This is a genomic window from Dermacoccus sp. 147Ba, from assembly GCF_004151355.1.
GTDB classification, from domain to species: domain Bacteria; phylum Actinomycetota; class Actinomycetes; order Actinomycetales; family Dermatophilaceae; genus Dermacoccus; species Dermacoccus abyssi.
On record NZ_SEHL01000009.1, the window covers coordinates 94,052 to 111,107 of the forward strand.

The 17,056-nt window shown below is 69.8% G+C and carries 19 protein-coding genes and 1 pseudogene; 12 read left to right on the forward strand and 8 right to left on the reverse strand.

Annotated features, from left to right (window positions below; translation table 11 throughout):
- Nucleotides 1–139: 139 nt before the first annotated feature.
- From EVU97_RS12220 to EVU97_RS12230, 3 genes and pseudogenes are all read right to left on the reverse strand, one after another.
- Nucleotides 140–616, reverse strand: coding sequence for a pyridoxamine 5'-phosphate oxidase family protein (locus tag EVU97_RS12220; RefSeq protein WP_129666169.1), 477 nt, complete (start codon nucleotides 614–616; stop codon nucleotides 140–142).
- 118 nt (nucleotides 617–734) lie between these two features.
- Nucleotides 735–1,676: pseudogene (locus EVU97_RS12225) on the reverse strand (SDR family NAD(P)-dependent oxidoreductase).
- Between the two features lie 233 nt (nucleotides 1,677–1,909).
- Nucleotides 1,910–2,665 (reverse strand): IclR family transcriptional regulator, encoded by a 756-nt coding sequence (locus EVU97_RS12230; protein WP_129666171.1) that lies wholly within the window; start codon nucleotides 2,663–2,665, stop codon nucleotides 1,910–1,912.
- A 99-nt stretch (nucleotides 2,666–2,764) separates the two neighbouring features.
- Between EVU97_RS12230 and hutH the strand changes: the two genes are divergently transcribed.
- The 5 genes from hutH to hutI are packed head-to-tail and all read left to right on the forward strand — an operon-like array spanning nucleotide 2,765 to nucleotide 9,844.
- Nucleotides 2,765–4,324 carry a histidine ammonia-lyase gene (gene hutH, locus EVU97_RS12235; protein WP_129666173.1) on the forward strand — a complete coding sequence of 520 codons (1,560 nt, stop codon included), beginning with the start codon at nucleotides 2,765–2,767 and terminating at the stop codon, nucleotides 4,322–4,324.
- Nucleotides 4,325–4,352: 28 nt separating this feature from the next.
- Complete coding sequence (hutU, locus tag EVU97_RS12240; RefSeq protein WP_129666175.1) at nucleotides 4,353–6,104, forward strand: urocanate hydratase; 1,752 nt, start codon at nucleotides 4,353–4,355, stop codon at nucleotides 6,102–6,104.
- Nucleotides 6,105–6,123: 19 nt separating this feature from the next.
- Complete coding sequence (locus EVU97_RS12245; RefSeq protein ID WP_240730225.1) at nucleotides 6,124–7,353, forward strand: allantoate amidohydrolase; 1,230 nt, start codon at nucleotides 6,124–6,126, stop codon at nucleotides 7,351–7,353.
- The gene (locus EVU97_RS12250) at nucleotides 7,350–8,669 is read left to right on the forward strand and encodes a formimidoylglutamate deiminase (protein WP_129666177.1); all 1,320 of its coding nucleotides are present in this window, start codon (nucleotides 7,350–7,352) and stop codon (nucleotides 8,667–8,669) included. Before EVU97_RS12245 ends, EVU97_RS12250 begins: the two co-directional genes overlap by 4 nt.
- Nucleotides 8,666–9,844, forward strand: coding sequence for an imidazolonepropionase (gene hutI, locus EVU97_RS12255; protein WP_129666179.1), 1,179 nt, complete (start codon nucleotides 8,666–8,668; stop codon nucleotides 9,842–9,844). Before EVU97_RS12250 ends, hutI begins: the two co-directional genes overlap by 4 nt.
- A gap of 11 nt (nucleotides 9,845–9,855) precedes the next feature.
- Here the strand turns inward: hutI and EVU97_RS12260 are convergent, their stop codons facing one another.
- Nucleotides 9,856–10,902 carry a diacylglycerol kinase family protein gene (locus EVU97_RS12260; protein ID WP_165357959.1) on the reverse strand — a complete coding sequence of 349 codons (1,047 nt, stop codon included), beginning with the start codon at nucleotides 10,900–10,902 and terminating at the stop codon, nucleotides 9,856–9,858.
- A 171-nt stretch (nucleotides 10,903–11,073) separates the two neighbouring features.
- Here EVU97_RS12260 and EVU97_RS12265 point away from each other — a divergent pair, with 171 nt between their 5' ends.
- The 5 genes from EVU97_RS12265 (at nucleotide 11,074) to serS (ending at nucleotide 14,370) form a co-directional block, all read left to right on the forward strand.
- Nucleotides 11,074–11,340: a hypothetical protein gene (locus EVU97_RS12265; RefSeq protein WP_047310690.1), complete on the forward strand. Its 267-nt coding sequence runs from the start codon at nucleotides 11,074–11,076 to the stop codon at nucleotides 11,338–11,340.
- On the forward strand, nucleotides 11,337–11,636 hold the full coding sequence (locus EVU97_RS12270) for a ribbon-helix-helix protein, CopG family (RefSeq protein WP_052946817.1): 300 nt from the start codon (nucleotides 11,337–11,339) through the stop codon (nucleotides 11,634–11,636). Before EVU97_RS12265 ends, EVU97_RS12270 begins: the two co-directional genes overlap by 4 nt.
- Before the next feature lie 94 nt (nucleotides 11,637–11,730).
- On the forward strand, nucleotides 11,731–11,991 hold the full coding sequence (locus EVU97_RS12275; protein WP_047310689.1) for a hypothetical protein: 261 nt from the start codon (nucleotides 11,731–11,733) through the stop codon (nucleotides 11,989–11,991).
- Nucleotides 11,992–12,060: 69 nt separating this feature from the next.
- Entirely contained in the window at nucleotides 12,061–12,918 is an 858-nt protein-coding gene (locus EVU97_RS12280; protein ID WP_129666183.1) for a hypothetical protein, read from the forward strand.
- 135 nt (nucleotides 12,919–13,053) lie between these two features.
- Nucleotides 13,054–14,370: a serine--tRNA ligase gene (serS, locus tag EVU97_RS12285; RefSeq protein ID WP_129666185.1), complete on the forward strand. Its 1,317-nt coding sequence runs from the start codon at nucleotides 13,054–13,056 to the stop codon at nucleotides 14,368–14,370.
- A 65-nt stretch (nucleotides 14,371–14,435) separates the two neighbouring features.
- On the opposite strand, the gene EVU97_RS12290 is transcribed toward serS, so the two are convergent.
- Nucleotides 14,436–15,008, reverse strand: coding sequence for a hypothetical protein (locus EVU97_RS12290; protein WP_129666187.1), 573 nt, complete (start codon nucleotides 15,006–15,008; stop codon nucleotides 14,436–14,438).
- A gap of 140 nt (nucleotides 15,009–15,148) precedes the next feature.
- Here EVU97_RS12290 and EVU97_RS12295 point away from each other — a divergent pair, with 140 nt between their 5' ends.
- Nucleotides 15,149–15,343, forward strand: coding sequence for a hypothetical protein (locus tag EVU97_RS12295; RefSeq protein WP_129666189.1), 195 nt, complete (start codon nucleotides 15,149–15,151; stop codon nucleotides 15,341–15,343).
- A 127-nt stretch (nucleotides 15,344–15,470) separates the two neighbouring features.
- Nucleotides 15,471–16,127 carry a DUF1345 domain-containing protein gene (locus EVU97_RS12300; RefSeq protein ID WP_165357960.1) on the forward strand — a complete coding sequence of 219 codons (657 nt, stop codon included), beginning with the start codon at nucleotides 15,471–15,473 and terminating at the stop codon, nucleotides 16,125–16,127.
- Between the two features lie 9 nt (nucleotides 16,128–16,136).
- Here EVU97_RS12300 and EVU97_RS15020 read toward each other — a convergent pair whose 3' ends face one another.
- The 3 genes from EVU97_RS15020 to EVU97_RS12310 all read right to left on the reverse strand — a co-directional run bounded on the left by EVU97_RS15020 (nucleotide 16,137) and on the right by EVU97_RS12310 (nucleotide 16,987).
- Nucleotides 16,137–16,295, reverse strand: coding sequence for a hypothetical protein (locus EVU97_RS15020; RefSeq protein ID WP_165357961.1), 159 nt, complete (start codon nucleotides 16,293–16,295; stop codon nucleotides 16,137–16,139).
- A gap of 209 nt (nucleotides 16,296–16,504) precedes the next feature.
- On the reverse strand, nucleotides 16,505–16,759 hold the full coding sequence (locus EVU97_RS12305; RefSeq protein WP_047310684.1) for a hypothetical protein: 255 nt from the start codon (nucleotides 16,757–16,759) through the stop codon (nucleotides 16,505–16,507).
- Between the two features lie 45 nt (nucleotides 16,760–16,804).
- A complete protein-coding gene (locus EVU97_RS12310) occupies nucleotides 16,805–16,987 on the reverse strand; it encodes a hypothetical protein (protein ID WP_047310683.1) in 183 nt (60 codons plus the stop codon).
- Between the last annotated feature and the right edge of the window lie 69 nt (nucleotides 16,988–17,056).

A 17,056-nucleotide genomic window follows, 5' to 3' on the forward strand; every position in this document is an offset into this window, starting at 1 on the left:
CGCGGTTCGAGGTGTGACGGCAAGTGCCGTCAGCGTCGGAGTGCTCGGTTCGAACGAGCCGTCGGCCGGGGGCCACGCGCACCCGGCCGACACCCGAGCATTCGTCGAGCGATAGCTCTGACGCGTGCTCGTTCGGGATCTACATCTCGGTCGTCGCGCTGATGGCGGACGGGCGCTCACCGGTGACGCGGGCCTTCATGATGCTCGCGAGCGCTGAGACCTTGCCGCCGGGCTGCCCCCAGAACTGCGCGGAGTCGCTCTCGAATCGGATGAGACCAAGGTTCGGGTCTTCCTTGCCACCGTCGAACCAAGCGGAGACCCCGTCGTCCCACAGCTCGTCGATCTTCTGTCGGTCCTCGACGAACTCGACGCGACCAGCGACGGAGAGCCAGGAGCCGGTTTCGGCGAAGGCGAGGTTGACCTCCGGCTGGGTGCGCAGCGCCTGGGCCTGCTCGCCCTGAAGACCGATGAAGAACCAGACGTCGGCGTCATCGGTGACCTGCTTCGGGGTCATCGGGTGGCTGAGCAGCGTTCCGTCGTCGGCGATAGAGGTCATCATGACGAAGCGCTCACCGCGCATGATCTCGACGACCTGTTCTTGCGTGATCTCGGACATGTTGAACCTTTCTATCGCTGTCTCGGCGGGTGCGAACCTCCGTCGGGGCGTTACGTTGCTCTCTTGCAACGCTAACGAGGCGCCGTCGGGTGTCACTACCTCCGGTGGGGTGGCCGCTTCACGGCTCCAGGTTGCGCCGGCGGGATCGGTCGCCGAGTGAGGTCAGCACCTTGACGAGTCGCCCGGCGGACGGCGCGAGTTCGGCACCCGGTATCGGCTTCGTGGCCCCGTCCACCGGGCCGGGAAGCAACCGGTTGACGACGCCGAGGAGGCGGGTCGTCAGCCCCGGCGCGAGGCCATGGACGCGCGCGCCCACCTTTGCCGCGGGGGTGAGGATGACGTAGGGCTTGCCGGCGAGGACCCCGCCGACGATGGCCTGCGCGGCGCGTTGGGCATCCATGCTCACGAGGGGCAGCGATGCGGCGGGCGCGAACCAGGCGTACTCGCGCTGACGGTCACCGTAGAACTCGGCGGCGGCGTGCGAACCGGTGCGCATCAGACCCGGCGCGACGACGCTGGCCGTGACGCCGCTGCCGGCGAGCGAGGCCGCCAAGCCCTCCGTGAAACCGACCGCGGCGAACTTGGCCGTCGAGTAGGCCAGCAGGTGTGGCGCGCTCAGCATGCCGCCGATCGAGGTGACGACTGCGAAGCGGCCGCGTTGCCGCTCGCGCATACGCGCGACCACGGCGTCCGCGAGGTTGACGGGCCCCCACGCCATGATGTTCATCGCGTGTTCCATGTGCCCACGCGTCGTGTTCTCGGCCGGGCCCACCTCGATGATGCCTGCCACATGGATTGCCACGTCGACCGGGCCGACGGTGGTCTCGACGTCTTCGACCGCGTCGGCAACACTGCGCGCATCGGAGGCGTCCATCACGGCCGTGTGGACGAACGTTTCTGGTACCCCTTAGCGGGTGATCCAGCGGGCCGCCGCGTCGAGCGTTTCCTGAGAGCGGGCAGCGAGCACGACCTGGTGCCCGCGCTTCGCGAGGTCGGCGGCGACGAGCAGTCCCAAGCCGCGGGAGGCTCCCACGACGAGAGCGATCGGTCGGTCGTTCATGGTTGCATCTCCGATGCTGTGAGAGCGGGCGGGGTGTCAGGACGGGGCCGGGCGGCCCAGCCCAAGACCATCGGGTGACGGCGGGGGCGCAGTGGTCAGCGGCAGTCACCGACCTCATCGGCGCCCACGTTCGATCATCACAGGCCGTCGTGACCACGCCAATGGGTCGTGGCATGTGCCACCCGAAGGTGCGGGTCAGCGGGCACAGCCGCCAATGCCGAGACCCCGTTGGCTTATCGAGCCAGACGAGACGTCAGTTCTCTAGCGGCATCCTTGACCGCTGTGGCGTACTCGGTCTCGCGGTCGCCCGCGTCCTGAGGCCACGTGACGGCGAGGCTCGCGGCAGGCAGGCCGTTGAGGTCGAGGGCTGCCGCTGCCACCGTCTGGAAGCCCGGCGTCACGCGCCCGACCTCCCGCGCGTACCCGCGCTGACGCACCTGCGCGAGCTCCGAACGCAGGCCCGCCACCGTCTCCGGCTGATCCGCCCCGGAGTTGCGCTGCACGAGCTCCGCGCCGGAGGGGAACAGCGCCCGCACCTGCGCGGCCGGCAGGTGCGCGAGCATCGCCATCCCGCTCGCCGTCACGTTCGCAGGCAGGCGCACGCCGACGTCCGTCACGAGCGGTGAAATCCCGAGCGGCCGCTCCTCGATGACGTACAGCACGTCCGAGCCGTGCAGCACCCCGAGGTGCGCTGCCTGCCCCGTGCTCTCCGCCAGGCGCGTCATCACCGCGCGGGCCATGCGCTGCAACGGCTGCTGCCGCGAGTAGGCCGAGCCCAACTCGTACGCCGCGATGCCCAGCCCCCAGCGCCGCGTCTCCTCCGAGTGCGTGACGAACCCCGCGTCCTTGAGCACCCCGAGCAGCCGGTACGTCGTCGACCGTGGAAGCCCCAACTCGCGCGCCAACGTCGCGGCAGGCTGCGGCGACGGTCGCCCCGCGAGCAGCTGCAACAGGGCGATGACCTGGGCGGCGGCGGGGGCAGAACTCACGCACCAACGGTAGCCATTCGAGGGCAACTGTCTCAATCCTGGGACAGTTCGCGTCGCCCGTGTCACGCCGCGCCCGGGCTCGCACGATGCAATGGGCGCATGACTTCTGCAGCACAGCCCACCGGCAGCGTCACCGTCGGCGTCGGCCCACTCACGATCGACGACGTCGTCGCCGTCGCCCGCCACGGCGCCACCATCGAGCTGAGCGCCGACTCCGTCGCCGAAGTCGCGAAATCCCGCGCTATCATCGACGCCCTCGCGAGCGACACCATCCCGCACTACGGCATCTCGACGGGCTTCGGCGCGCTCGCGAACACGAGCATCCCGCCCGAGAAGCGGCAGAAGCTCCAGCGCAGCCTCGTCGCCTCCCACGCCGCGGGCTCCGGCGAACCCGTCGAGCGCGAGATCGTGCGCGCCCTCATGCTGCTGCGCATCTCCACCCTCGCCACCGGCCGCACCGGCATCCGCCCCGAAACCCTCGACGCGTACATCGCGATGCTCAACGCCGGCATCACGCCGCTCGTGCGCGAGTACGGCTCCCTCGGCTGCTCCGGCGACCTCGCGCCGCTCGCGCACTGCGCGCTCGCGCTCACGGGCGACGGTGAGGTGGCCACCGCCGGCGGCGACGTCGTCCACGCCGCCGACGCGCTCAAGGCCGCGGGCATCAAGCCGGTCGTCCTGCAGGAGAAGGAGGGCCTGGCCCTCATCAACGGCACCGACGGCATGCTCGGCACCCTGTGCCTCGCCATCGCCGACCTGCGGATGCTCCTGTCAACAGCCGACATCGCCTCGGGCCTCTCGGTCGAGGGCCTGCTTGGCACCGACGACGTGTTCGCCGACGACCTGCAGAAGCTGCGTCCCCACCCGGGCCAGGCCAAGTCGGCCGCCAACCTGCGCAAGGTGCTCGACGCCAGCGGCATCCGCGATTCGCACCGTGACCCGCACGCCTGCACCCGCGTGCAGGACGCGTACTCGCTGCGCTGCTCGCCGCAGGTCATCGGCGCCGCCCGCGACACCCTCGATTACGTCACCACCGTCGCCGAGCGCGAGCTCGCCGCCGCCGTCGACAACCCCGTCGTCACGCTCGACGGCCGCGTGGAGTCGAACGGCAACTTCCACGGCGCCCCCGTCGCGTACGCGCTCGACTTCCTCGCCATCGTCATCGCCGACGTCGCCTCGATGAGCGAACGCCGCACCGATCGCTTCCTCGACCGCGCCCGCAACAACGGCCTCCCGCCGTTCCTCGCCGACGACCCCGGCACCGACTCGGGCCTCATGATCGCCCAGTACACGGCGGCGGGCATCGTCAGCGAACTCAAGCGCCTCGCGAACCCGGCCAGCGCCGACTCGATCCCCAGCAGCGCCATGCAGGAAGACCACGTCTCCATGGGCTGGGCCGGTGCGCGTAAGCTGCGCCGCTCCGTCGACGGCCTGACGCGCGTGCTCGCCATCGAACTGCTCACCGCCACGCGCGGCATCCAGATGCGCGCCCCGCTCACGCCGGGCCCGGTCGGCGCCGCCGTCATCGAAACGCTCGACGGCGCGGGCCGCCCCGGCCCCGACCGCTACCTGTCGCCCGAGATCGAATCCGTCGTCGCCCGTGTCGCCGACGGCGACGTCCTCGCCGCCGCCACGCGCGCAGCCGGCGACTTCAACTGACCCCCAGCACGAACCGAAGGAGACCGCCATGGAGGGCGCCCGCCCCGTCCGCGCACCGCGCGGAACCGAACTCAACGCGAAGTGCTGGCAGACCGAAGCCCCGCTGCGCATGCTCATGAACAACCTCGACCCCGAGGTCGCCGAGCGCCCCGACGACCTCGTCGTCTACGGCGGCACCGGCCGCGCAGCCCGCTCCTGGGAGGCGTTCGACGCCATCGTCGAGACGCTCAAGGACCTCGAGCCGAACGAGACGCTCCTCGTGCAGTCGGGTAAGCCCGTCGGTGTCGTGACGACGAACGAGTGGGCGCCGCGCGTGCTCATCGCCAACTCCCACCTCGTGCCGGACTGGGCCACGTGGCCCGAGTTCCGCCGCCTCGAGGCCGAGGGCCTCATGATGTACGGCCAGATGACGGCCGGTTCGTGGATCTACATCGCGACGCAGGGCATCCTCCAGGGCACCTACGAGACGTTCGCCGCCGTCGCCCGCAAGCGGTTCGGTGGGACGCTCGCCGGCACCATCACGCTGACGGGCGGCTGCGGCGGCATGGGCGGGGCGCAGCCCCTCGCCGTCACGCTCAACGACGGCGTGTGCCTCATCGCCGACGTCGACCGCACGCGCCTCGAGCGCCGCGTCGCCAAGCGCTACCTCACCGAGATCGCCGACGACCTCGACGACGCCATCGCCCGCGCCAACGCCGCGAAGGCCGAGAAGCGCGGCGTCTCCATCGGCATCGTCGGAAACGCCGCCGACGTCTTCCCGCAGATGCTCGCGCGCCACCGCGCAGGCGACATCACGATCGACGTCGTCACCGACCAGACATCGGCGCACGACCCGCTGAGCTACCTGCCGTCCGAGGTCGCCGTCGAGGAGTGGCAGCGCGAGGCCGAGGGCGACCCGGTGGGCTTCACGAAGAAGTCACGCGAGTCGATGGCGGCCCACGTGCAGGCCATGGTCGAGTTCCAGGACGAGGGCGCCGAGGTCTTCGACTACGGCAACTCCATCCGCGACGAGGCCCGCACCGCTGGTTACACGCGCGCCTTCGAGTTCCCGGGCTTCGTGCCCGCCTACATCCGCCCGCTCTTCTGCGAGGGCCTCGGCCCGTTCCGCTGGGCGGCGCTCTCAGGCGACCCGCAGGACATCGCCGTCACCGACGCCGCGCTCAAGGAACTGTTCCCCGAGAACGAGCACCTGCACCGCTGGCTCGACGCCGCCGGTGAGCTCGTCGAGTTCGAGGGCCTGCCCGCGCGCATCTGTTGGCTCGGCTACGGCGACCGTCACAAGGCCGGGCAGCTGTTCAACCGACTCGTCGCCGAGGGCAAGGTCTCCGCACCCATCGTCATCGGCCGCGACCACCTCGACTCCGGCTCCGTCGCCTCGCCGTACCGCGAGACCGAGGGCATGCTCGACGGCTCCGACGCCATCGCCGACTGGCCGCTGCTCAACGCCCTCACCGCCACGAGTTCGGGCGCCACGTGGGTGTCGCTGCACCACGGCGGCGGCGTAGGTATCGGCCGCTCGATCCACGCCGGCCAGGTCGGCGTCGCGGACGGCACCGACCTCGCGGCCGCGAAGCTCACCGCGCTGCTGACGAACGACCCCGCCATGGGCGTCTTCCGCCACGTCGACGCCGGGTACTCCCGCGCCGTCGAGGTCGCCGACGAGCGTGGCGCGCGCATTCCGATGACGCCCACCGTTCGTGACGCCGACGGCGCCGATGCCGCGCAGGCTGCCGCCACGCGGGCCGCCGCCGAGCGCACGGCGCCCAAGGCCGGCAACTGAGCGAGTGCGAGGTACTGACGTGAGCGAGACCCGCCGATTCGAGTCGCTGTGGAACGACCTGCACCCCGTGGGCCGTGACGGCGGCTCCGGCGGCTACCGGCGCTTCGCGTGGACGCGTGAGGACGCGACACTGCGCGAGTGGTTCGTCGGCGAGTGCGCCGCGCTGGGGCTCGACGTCACCGAAGATCGCGCCGGCAACCAGTGGGCGTGGTGGGGCAACCCGGACGACGCGCCCGGCGAGGGCGTCGTCACCGGCTCGCACCTCGACTCGGTGCCCGACGGCGGCGCGTTCGACGGGCCCCTCGGTGTCGTCTCCTCGCTCCTGGCCGTGAAGGCGTTGCAGGAGAAAGGATTCGCTCCGTGCAAGCCGATCGGGGTCGTCAACTTCGTCGACGAGGAAGGCGCTCGCTTCGGCGTCGCCTGCGCCGGTTCGCGCATCATCACCGGTGCGCTCGACGCCGACCGCGCCCGCTCGCTCACCGACGCCGACGGCGTCACGATGGCCGAGGCATGGCAGCGCGCCGGGCGCGACCCGGGCACGCTCGGGCGCGACGACGAGACCCTCGCGCGGGTCGGGACCTTCGTGGAGCTGCACGTCGAACAGGGCCGCGCGCTCATCGATCTCGACGACGCCCCGGTTGCCATCGGCACCGACATCTGGCCGCACGGCCGCTTCCGCGCCGACCTGCCCGGACGCGCCGACCACGCCGGCACGACGGCCCTCGGCAACCGCGACGACGCGCTGCTCAAGGCGGCGCAGTTCATCGAGGCGACGCGGGGCGCGGCGGCCTCGCGTGACCGCTCGGGCGAGGGCGGCGACCGCGTCGTCGCCACCGTCGGCAAGCTCGACGTCGTGCCGGGAGGTATCAACGCCATCGCGTCGCACGTCACGGCGTGGGTGGACGCACGAGGCTCCCGAGAGGAGGACGTGCGGGCCGTCGTCGACGAGCTCGAGGAGCGCGCCAGGGCACTTGGGGGGTCCTGGCGCGCCGAGTCGTGGACGCCGACGACGCCCTTCGACGCGGGCCTGGTCGAGCGGCTCGACGCGACGCTCGGCGGCGTGCCCTTGCTCGGCACGGGCGCCGGCCACGACGCAGGCATCCTCGCCAACCACGGCGTGCCCACGGCGATGCTGTTCGTGCGCAACCCGACCGGCACATCGCACTCGCCCGAGGAGTTCGCCGAGACCGACGACTGCGTGCGCGGCGTGGAGGCCCTCGTCCGCGTTCTGGAGGACCTCGCCGGATGACGACCTACTGGGCCGAACACGCACTTCTGCCGGAGGGCGTGGCGCACAACGTTCGCCTGACGGAATTCGAAGGGCGCTGGAGCGCAATCGAACCCGGCGTCCAGCGTGGCGACGGTGACGTCTCGTTGGGTGGGGTTGTCCTGCCCGGTTTCGCGAACTGTCACTCGCACGCGTTCCACCGCGCGCTGCGCGGACGTACCCACGGCGACGGCGGCACCTTCTGGACGTGGCGCGAGCGCATGTACGCCGTCTCGAGGCGCCTCACGCCAGAGAACTACCGCACGCTCGCGCGCGCCGTCTTCGCCGAGATGGTCATGGCCGGCATGACGAGCGTGGGCGAGTTCCACTACGTCCACCATCGCCCCGGCGGCGCGGCGTACGACGACCCGAACGCGATGGGCGAAGCACTCCGCGAGGCCGCCCGGGAGGCCGGGATCCGCCTCACGCTCCTCGACACCTGTTACCTCCACGGCGGGCTCACCGCCGACGGTCACGCGCCGCTGGGCGACGACCAGCAGCGCTTCAGCGACGGTTCCGCGGCCGCCTGGGTTGCACGCCACGCCCTGCTCGCCGACGACGAAACGACGCGGATCGGCGCTGCCGTCCACTCCGTCCGGGCCGTCGCCCGTGACGAGATCGGTGAGGTGCTCGCCGCGAGCGATGGTCAGCCCGTGCACGCGCACCTGTCCGAGCAGCCCGCGGAGAACGAGGCGTGCGAGGCGTTCTACGGCCGCTCGCCGGTGGCGCTTCTGGACGACGCAGGCGCGTTGACCTCCCGGTTCTCGGCCGTCCACGCCACGCACCTGAGCGATGACGACATCGCGCTGCTCGCCGCCGCGAACGCCGTCGCGTGCTTCTGCCCGACGACCGAGCGTGACCTCGCCGACGGCATCGGTCCCGCTCGCGCGCTCGCCGACGCCGGGGTGCGCGTCAGCCTCGGCAGCGACCAGCACGCGGTCGTCGACACGTTCGAGGACGCCCGCGCGCTCGAGATGCACGAGCGCCTCGTGACGAACGACCGCGGCCGCTTCAGCCCCGAGCAGTTGCTCGACGCGGCCACGCGTCACGACACGATCGGGTGGCCGGACGCCGGACGCCTCGAGGTCGGCATGCGCGCGGACGCCGTTGCCGTGCGCCTCGATTCGCGCCGCACCGCAGGGTGTCTGCCCGAGCAGGTGCTGCTCGCGGCCACGGCGGAGGACGTCACGGACGTCGTCGCGGACGGCGCCCACGTCGTCACAGCAGGTCGTCACCGCCTCGGTGACGTCGGGGCCCTGCTCACCGAAGCCATCACCACACTCTGGGAGGACGCATGAGCACGACGCTCGTCACGAACATCGGGGAACTCGTCACGAACGATCCGGCGCGGGGCGGGGGTGGCGCGGCGCTTCGGGGAGAGGAGCGCATCGCGCTCCTGCGTGACGCCGCGCTCGTCATCGACGGTGAACACATCGTGTGGGTGGGCGCTGCCTCCGACGCCCCGGACGCCGACCGCTGCCTCGACATGGAGGGGGCCGCCGTCATCCCCGCGTTCGTCGACTCGCACAACCACCTCGTCTTCGACGGCGACCGCTCGGCCGAGTTCGCAGCGCGCATGACGGGGGAGGCCTACGACGGCGGCGGCATTGCGAACACGGTGCGCCCCACACGCCAGGCGTCCGACGAGCGTCTGCGCGAACTCGTCGCCGCCCGCGTAGAGCAGGCACGGGCGCAGGGCACTGGGCTCGTGGAGATCAAGTCGGGCTACGGGCTGTCGGTCGACGACGAGGCGCGGGCGCTGCGCATCGCGGGGGAGTTCACCGACGAAGTGACCTACCTCGGCGCCCACGTCGTGCCGAGCGACACGGATCGGCGCGAGTACGTCGACCTCGTCACCGGCGCGATGCTCGAAGCGTGCGCGCCCCTCGCGCGTTGGATCGACGTGTTCTGCGAACCGCACAGCGCGCACGCGTTCGACGGCGACGAGACGCGCGAGATCCTTGGCGCCGGCGTAGCTGCGGGCCTCATGCCGCGCCTTCACGCGGGGCAGCTCGGGGAGGGACCCGGTGTGCAGCTGGCCGTCGAGTTCGACGCGGCCAGCGTCGACCACTGCACGTTCTTGTCGACGGAGGACGTTGCGGCACTGGCCGGTTCGTCGACCGTTGCGACCCTCTTGCCGGGTGTCGAGTTCTCCACCCGTCAGCCGTTCCCGAGCGGGCGCGACCTCCTCGACGCCGGAGTCGAGGTGGCGCTCGCGACCGACTGCAACCCGGGCACGTGCTTCTCGAACTCGATGCCGTTCATGATCGCGCTCGCCGTGCGCGAGATGGGCATGACGCCCGCGGAGGCGTTGTGGGCCGCGACGGCCGGGGGCGCTGCAGCGCTGCGGCGCGACGACGTCGGCGTCATCCGCGTCGGCGCGCGCGCCGATTTGGCGATGCTCGACGCCCCGAGCTACCTGCACATCGCCTACCGCCCGGGTGTGCCGATCGTCAGCTCGCTCGCGGCCTGAGGTTCACCCGACTACGTGCTCGACTTCTTCGCCTTCGCGGGCAGGCCCTTGAAGTCCTGACCGAACGGCCCGGGCAGGCGGCTGCGCAGGTCGGAGAGCTTGGAGTCCTTCGGGTCGGCGATGCGCACGACGAGCGCGTCGGAGTCGATCCACATGCTGACGTCGCGGGCCTGGCCGATCACGTCTCCGTCGAGCTCGACGGCGCGTTCGCGGCCCATGGCGCGGGCCTCGACGCGGCGCGCACGCACCCGCTCCACGCGGTTCGTGTTGCGGCGCGACTTGGTGAGGATCTGGCGCGTCAGCGCGCCCCACTGCAGCGGGCCGTCGGCCGAAAGCCAGACGGCGTCGAACCATCCGTCGTTGCCCGTGGCGTCGGGCATGAGCTTGACCCCGCCGGTGAGGCGGCCGAAGTTGCCGACGAGCAGCGTCGTCGTCTTCTTCGTCCGCGGGGCGCCGTCGTCGAAGCTGGCGAGCATGCGCTCGGGGCGCTCGGTGAAGTACTTGATGCCGGCGAGGGGGTAGGCCATCCAACCGACGCGCTTCTTGAGGCCTTCGCTCGTCGAATCCATGATGTCGCCGTCGAGACCGAACCCGGCCATGATGAGGAACGTGTCGTTCTTGGCCGAGCCGTCGTCGAACGTGGCGTGCACGCGGCCGACGTCGATACGCGTGTCGTGACCGACGAGGGAGCGCGCGAAGTTCTGCGCGGCCGAGCCGTCGACGGAGACGCCGAGGTTGCGCGCGAGGAGGTTGCCCGTGCCCTGCGGCATGAGGCCGAGCGGGATGTCCGTGCCGGTGAGCGCGGAGCCGACCAGACGGACCGTGCCGTCGCCGCCCGCGGCGAAAACGATGTCGCAGCCCGCGCTGACGGCCTGATGAGCCTGGCCGACGCCGGGATCCTCGAGCGTCGTCTCGAGCCAGAGCGGTTCGTCCCAGCCGGCCTCCTTAGCGGCCTTGGTGCACTCGCGGCGCAGCTTGTCCTGGTCGTCGACCTTGGTGGGGTTGACGACGATGCCGGCGCGCTTGCGGGCGCCCTGCGAGGGTGAGGAGTTCGGCACCTCACGACTGTATCGGTCAGCGAGCGTCGGCGCCCGGGCGACGGTTGGTTGCCGACGTGAGCATGCCTCGCTGTGGGAGCGAAACACCCTCGATGGGAGCGTTGCGGGCCCCGTCTTCGGCGCCCGTCGCGGGCTCTGTCTTTCGGGCGAGTTTCGTGACACAATATTGTTGTGGATGACGCCGTCACACTCCATCCCTCGGCCTTCAAGCACGGATTGTCCGCCGAGGACGTGACGCAGGCGTGGATGACTGGTTTCGCACGACAAGCTCGCCTTGAAGACGATCAGCCCGAGCGGTATCTACGCATCGGAGTCGACACGAAAGGGCGGCCCGTGGAGGTCGTCGCCTTGGTGTTCGACCAGAAGCGGACGCTCATCATTCACGCGATGCCGGTACGCAAGGCCACGCTCGACTTACTAGAGGGGAGAAAGCGATGAACGAGAAGTTCGACACGGCAACCCGACCCGACGGTGGCTCATGGGGCACGGTGAATGGGCAGCCGATCACAGAGGAAACGATCGAGGCCCTCGTCGCTGACGCCGAGGCGGGATTTTCCAAGGCTCGGGTGGCTCCGGTCGGGCGTCCGCGCACCGTGGGGAAGCGTCCGGCCGAAACCGTGACAGTACGGCTGGACCCTGAGCGCATCGATGCTGTCCGCGCGCGGGCGCGTCGGGAGCACACGAGTGCCAGTGACATCCTGCGTCGAGCCCTGGACGAGTATCTCGCCGGTTGAGCAGTGCCGATGGGAGTGTTGCAGCGCTCCCGTCGCCACAATCCGCGCCCGTCGCGGGTTCTGCTCCCGTCGTGAGGCGCCCTAAGGTCAGGGCGTGAACCCTCGCCGTGTTGTCTTCGTCATCCTGACGCTGATGGTTCTCGCAGCGCCGCTTCTCGTCGAGGCCTCGCGGCAGGGTCACCGCGAGCTCGACCGGTGCATGACGAGCGCGCCGACGGTCGATTCGCCGTCGATGGTCAGTTGGGAGATCGACCACGACTACGCCCGTTTCCGACTGATCTGCACACTCTTGGACTCGAACGATCCGACGCAGCGCATCACCTGGACCAGGCCGCTGTGGGAATGGCCCCCGTGAGCCGACCGAAACGAGGTCGCGTCGGTGCCTCATCGATAAGGTGCCGACGTGGCATCGAGGGATAGCAGCGTGGCATCCGTCGAGCGGTGGCAGGCTCGCGGATGGCAGGTCGAGATCGAATACGCGGTGGCGGGCACCTTCGACGAGGTCTTCCTTTCGCGGCCAGGACGCGACGTTCACGCGCTTGTCGCCCCCGAAGGCGATGAGGTGGTGGTGGACCCGGGCGGTTCTCGCGAGGAGATGCAGCTGCGGTCGTTCGATGATCTGCTCGATCGCCTTGCCTTCGGGTGGGTGATTCGGTGCGGCGAGGGTCGACCGGCGCGCGACAAGGTGAATCGGGGCGAAACGCTCTTCGCCGGGCGGGTGCGTTCCGGCGACCTAGCGGACACGGAAGTCACCGTCCTGCTCATCCAGCCGCGACGCGGACTTATGCGCCGACTCTGTGATGCTGTCCGGCGGTCGCGGGAACGGTGCGGAGAGTTCGGCTTGGCGTACGTGTATCTCTGGCCGATACCCGGGCGCGAGCCCAACGTGAGCTGGGGCCCGGGCTTCGCCGGCGCGTGGTCGGAACTGTACGACGCGAGATTGCCGGAGGACGTCGAGTGGTATCCGGCAACTGAAGTGGAGCGATTCGTCGAACGGTTTGCGGTTGACCAGGGGATCAGCGATGAGGCGGCTGCGGCCCATCTGCGGAACCTTCTCCTGCTGCGAGGTGTTACCGCGAGCGCGACCGAAGCGACCGTGACAGTGGAGCGCGCGGGCATCCGCGTCGATGCATTGGTGACGTCTACCTCGGTCCACCTTCTCGTGAACGGCCGACGCGTCGATGCGCCACGTGAGCGCATGCCGAACGAACCGGCCGCCGAGATGCTGCTGGATGCTGCGGACTGGTTTGCGGAGGACTCGCGCGTGTGGTCGAGGCCATGAATGGAGGGCCTCACAGGCCCGTGACGAGTGCGTTGGGACGGTACGAGTTGTTCAACGCTCTCCCCTTAGGCGGGTTCTGCGCTCGTCGGGGCGTCTCCGGGCAACCCGGTTGCCCCTACCCGATAGCCTTACCTCGTGATCGACATCAAGCTTCTGCGCGAAAACCCTGACGCCGTCCGCGCGAGCCAGCGGGCTCGCGGCGCCGACGAGAGCGTCGTCGACCAGATTCTCGAACTCGACGCGACGCGTCGTTCGTCCCTCGGCGAGTTCGAGAAGGTGCGTGCCGAGCAGAAGCAGGTCTCCAAGAGCGTCGGTGCCGCGATGGGCGCGCTCAACAAGGCGAAGAAGTCGGGTGACGACGCCGAGGTCGCGCGTCTGCAGGCCGACGCCGACAAGGCCCGCGAGGACGCCACCGCGCTGAGCACCCGCGTCAAGGAGCTCGAGGCCACCGCCGACGAGGCCGGAGCCAAGTTCGACGAGCTCATGCGCACTGTCCCCAACGTCGTCCTCGACGGGGTGCCCGCCGGCGGCGAGGACGACTTCGTCACCGTCAAGACGGTCGGCGAGCCGGTGCAGTTCGACTTCGAGCCGAAGGACCACCTCGAGATCGGCGAGAAGGTCGGCGCCATCGACATGGAGCGCGGCACGAAGGTGTCGGGTTCGCGCTTCTACTTCCTCAAGGGTGTCGGCGCTCGCCTCGAGCTGGCGCTGCTGCAGATGGCACTCGACCAGGCCATCGCCAACGACTTCACGCCCATGATCACGCCGACGCTCGTGCGCCCCGAGACCATGCAGGGCACGGGCTTCGACGTCAAGCACGACGCCGAGATCTACCGCGTGCAGGAGGAGGACGACCTCTACCTCGTCGGCACCTCCGAGGTGGCCCTCGCCGGCTACCACGCGAACGAGATCATCGACGTGACGGAGCCGGTGCGCTACGCCGGATGGTCGAGCTGCTACCGCCGCGAGGCCGGCTCGTACGGCAAGGACACGCGCGGCATCATTCGCGTGCACCAATTCAACAAGGTCGAGATGTTCACCTACTGCAAGGTCGAGGACGCCGAGGCCGAGCACGCCAAGATGCTCGCCTGGGAAGAGGAGATGCTCGCCAAGTGCGAACTCTCCTACCGCGTCATCGACACGGCCGCCGGCGACCTCGGCACGAGCGCCGCGCGCAAGTTCGACTGCGAGGCCTGGGTTCCCACGCAGGGCACCTACCGCGAACTGACGTCGACGTCGAACTGCACGACCTTCCAGGCGCGCCGCCTCAACATCCGTGAGCGCACCGACGGTGCCACCCGCTCCGTCGCCACCCTCAACGGCACGCTCGCGACGACGCGCTGGCTCGTCGCCATCCTCGAGACGCACCAGCAGGCCGACGGCTCCGTCCGCGTTCCCGAGGCTCTGCGCAAGTACATGGGTGGCCTCGAGGTGCTGCCCGTCATCGCCTGACCTGGTTGCCTGACGCGAGTCCCTGCACCGTTCGCGGTGCAGGGACTCGCGTGTTCACGGGGCACTTACGTCGATGTCTGGGGACTCCGGCGTGGAGCATCTTCCGGGTATCGCAGCTGCCCACCCAGCGGCGTGACGAAGCCCTGCACCTGGACGAAAGCGGTGCCTCGCCATCTGTCGGCCCAGCGTCGCCAGTGGTCGGTGAGGACGGGCACCGTCACGAGGTTTCGCGTGTCATCGCGATCCGTGAGCTGTCCAAGGCTCGGCATCCCGCTGGCTGCTTCCTCGTCGAGTGACCGGGCTATCGCTGTGGTGGTCTCGTGGGGAAATCGCGCACCGACCGGGTCTTTTCCCGCCTCGAAGGGTGCATAGCGCCAGCCGTCGACGATGATCGACCGGCCCGTCCAGATTCCCGTGACCTCGATGCTGTCGTTCGAGGTCCCAGGAAAACCTGCCACATGCGCAGGGACGTCAAGGTCGACAGCGCCGAGAGAGCGCCAGTCATGCCCCAACACGCGGGCCGGTAGCCCTGCGTTCAACGTAAGCCGCCCCAGCGTGGCGTAGGTGCACCCTGTGGCGATCACGGGGGTTCCAGGTGTCAGCGACTCGTAGAGTGGGAGCTGAGAGTCGTTGTTCATGGCGTCACTTGTAAGAGGCAAAGAGGGTGTCCTTCGCCGACGAGTTCGGAGTCCGCTGAGTGTGGAGAACTGCAGGGAACGTACGTGATTTCACGCATCGTTCGCCCCCCGATGCGCTGCGCTGGCTAGATTCCTTTGTCATGAAGCTGTCGAACAGCGTCAACGCTTCAACGGGCTTTGTCATCGGATTCGTGCTCGGGTTGTTGTTCTTCCACGACAAGGGCGAGGCGTGGTGGGCCACCGTCGTCCCCGCCGCCGTTCTCGGAATCGCGGGTGGGTTCGTGGGCTACATCCTCGCGCGCGATGCCGAGAAGAAGCGCGCTGACAAGCGGTAGGACCCATCGCAGGATGTGAGCTCTGGCCCGGTCTGTGACCGGCGCAGCTCACAGACCGGGCCACAACTCACATCCTGGGCCGAAGGTCACACATCGCCCGCCCATGGCGAGCGCTACCGTTCACCCCATGGCTTCGCACCCTCGCGCGCTGACGCAGCGCGCCGGCGTCAGACTGGCTGTGTGCATCGCGCTGGGCGCGCTCGTCGCTGCCCTGTCGATGGCGAACCTTGCGCGGAGCCTGGCCTTCCACGTCATGGCGGGTTGGACAGCGGCGGCCACGATCTACGGGCTGTGGACGTGGCTCACCGTTCGACCCATGAACGAGCACGAGGCCGCCGAGCACGCGCGCGAGGAAGATCCGAGCGTGGCGCTGTCCGAGGCGACCGTCATCGGTGGAACCGTGGCGAGCCTCGCCGGGGTGGGCCTGTTGCTCGCGGCGGGGCAGCACAAGAGTTCGGGCACCCCGGAAGCGCTGCTCGGCGCGGGCAGCGTCGTCGCGTCGTGGTTCCTCGTGCACCTCACGTACATGACCCGCTACGCGCGTCTGTACTACGGCGACGAGCCGGGCGGGCGAGGCATCGACTTCGAGGGCGGCGAGCCCGATTACTACGACTTCGCCTACGTCGCGTTCGACCTCGGCATGACGTACCAGGTCTCCGACACCACGCTGAAGAACCGCCAGATGCGCCGCCTCGTGCTCGCCCACACGCTGTTGAGCTACGTGTTGGGCGTCGGCGTCGTCGCGACGACGCTCAACCTCGTCGTGTCGCTCGCGTCGAGCTAGGCCGCGCCGTCAGTCGGTGGTTTCGGTGGGCGTGCCGGGGTCGTCGCTGACGATCTCGCGCTCGGGCGAGCCCTCGTCGATCGCGCGAGCCTCGTTGCGGGCGTCTTCGCCGCCCTCGTCGTGGTCCCCGTCGTTCGAGAACGCGTCGGTGAGCTTGTCGATACCCATGGGATCTCCCTTGTTCGGTGCGCATTCTTCTGGTGTGCGTGGTTTTTGGCGTGCCCGTGCCCGGCCGGCGCGGGCACATCAAGGGCAGGCAGTCGGGCGGCCGCCGGTGAACGCGTCACGAGGACGCTGCAGGGGCGCACTTGCGACGCTTCGTCGCGATGTCGCGCAAGCGCGCCCGCGCAGCCGGCGGCCGCCCGATCGGGGAGCGCTCAGGCGCCGGTCGTCGGGCGAGCGGCGCTCACCTGGGGCGTGCCCGCGTCCTCGTCACCGGTGAGCGCGTCGATCTCGCGGACGATGCGCTCGAACTCGTCATCGTCGATGGTGACGCCCGCTGCATCGAGGCCCTCCCGCAGCTTGCTGTCGATCTTGGCGTCGCCGGCGCTGTAGTCCCACGACGTCGCGGTGTCGACGGCGGCCTGGGCGGCCTCGCGCGCAGCTTCGAGTTCTTCGGGGGTGTGGCTCATGGGTGATGTCCTTTTCGTGTGTTCCGGCGGGGTGGGTTGGTGCCGTCACTCGCCCTGGAGGCGGTCCTTGTCGAGGCCGGACTGGGGCACGTTGTCCTCGTCGACGCGGTCTGCTTCGCCGCCCGCCTCCGGGTCTGTGATGTTGCGCTTGTCGCGCTCGCTCGGGCGCCCGCCCTCGTTGTCGCCGTCGTCCGGCATCTCGAAGACAGCGTCAGTCGCTACCGTCATGTCAGTTCCTCCACATCGAGTCTCGTGCAAGGCAGTGGACGGCCGGCCCACACGTGGGAGTGCCGCCCC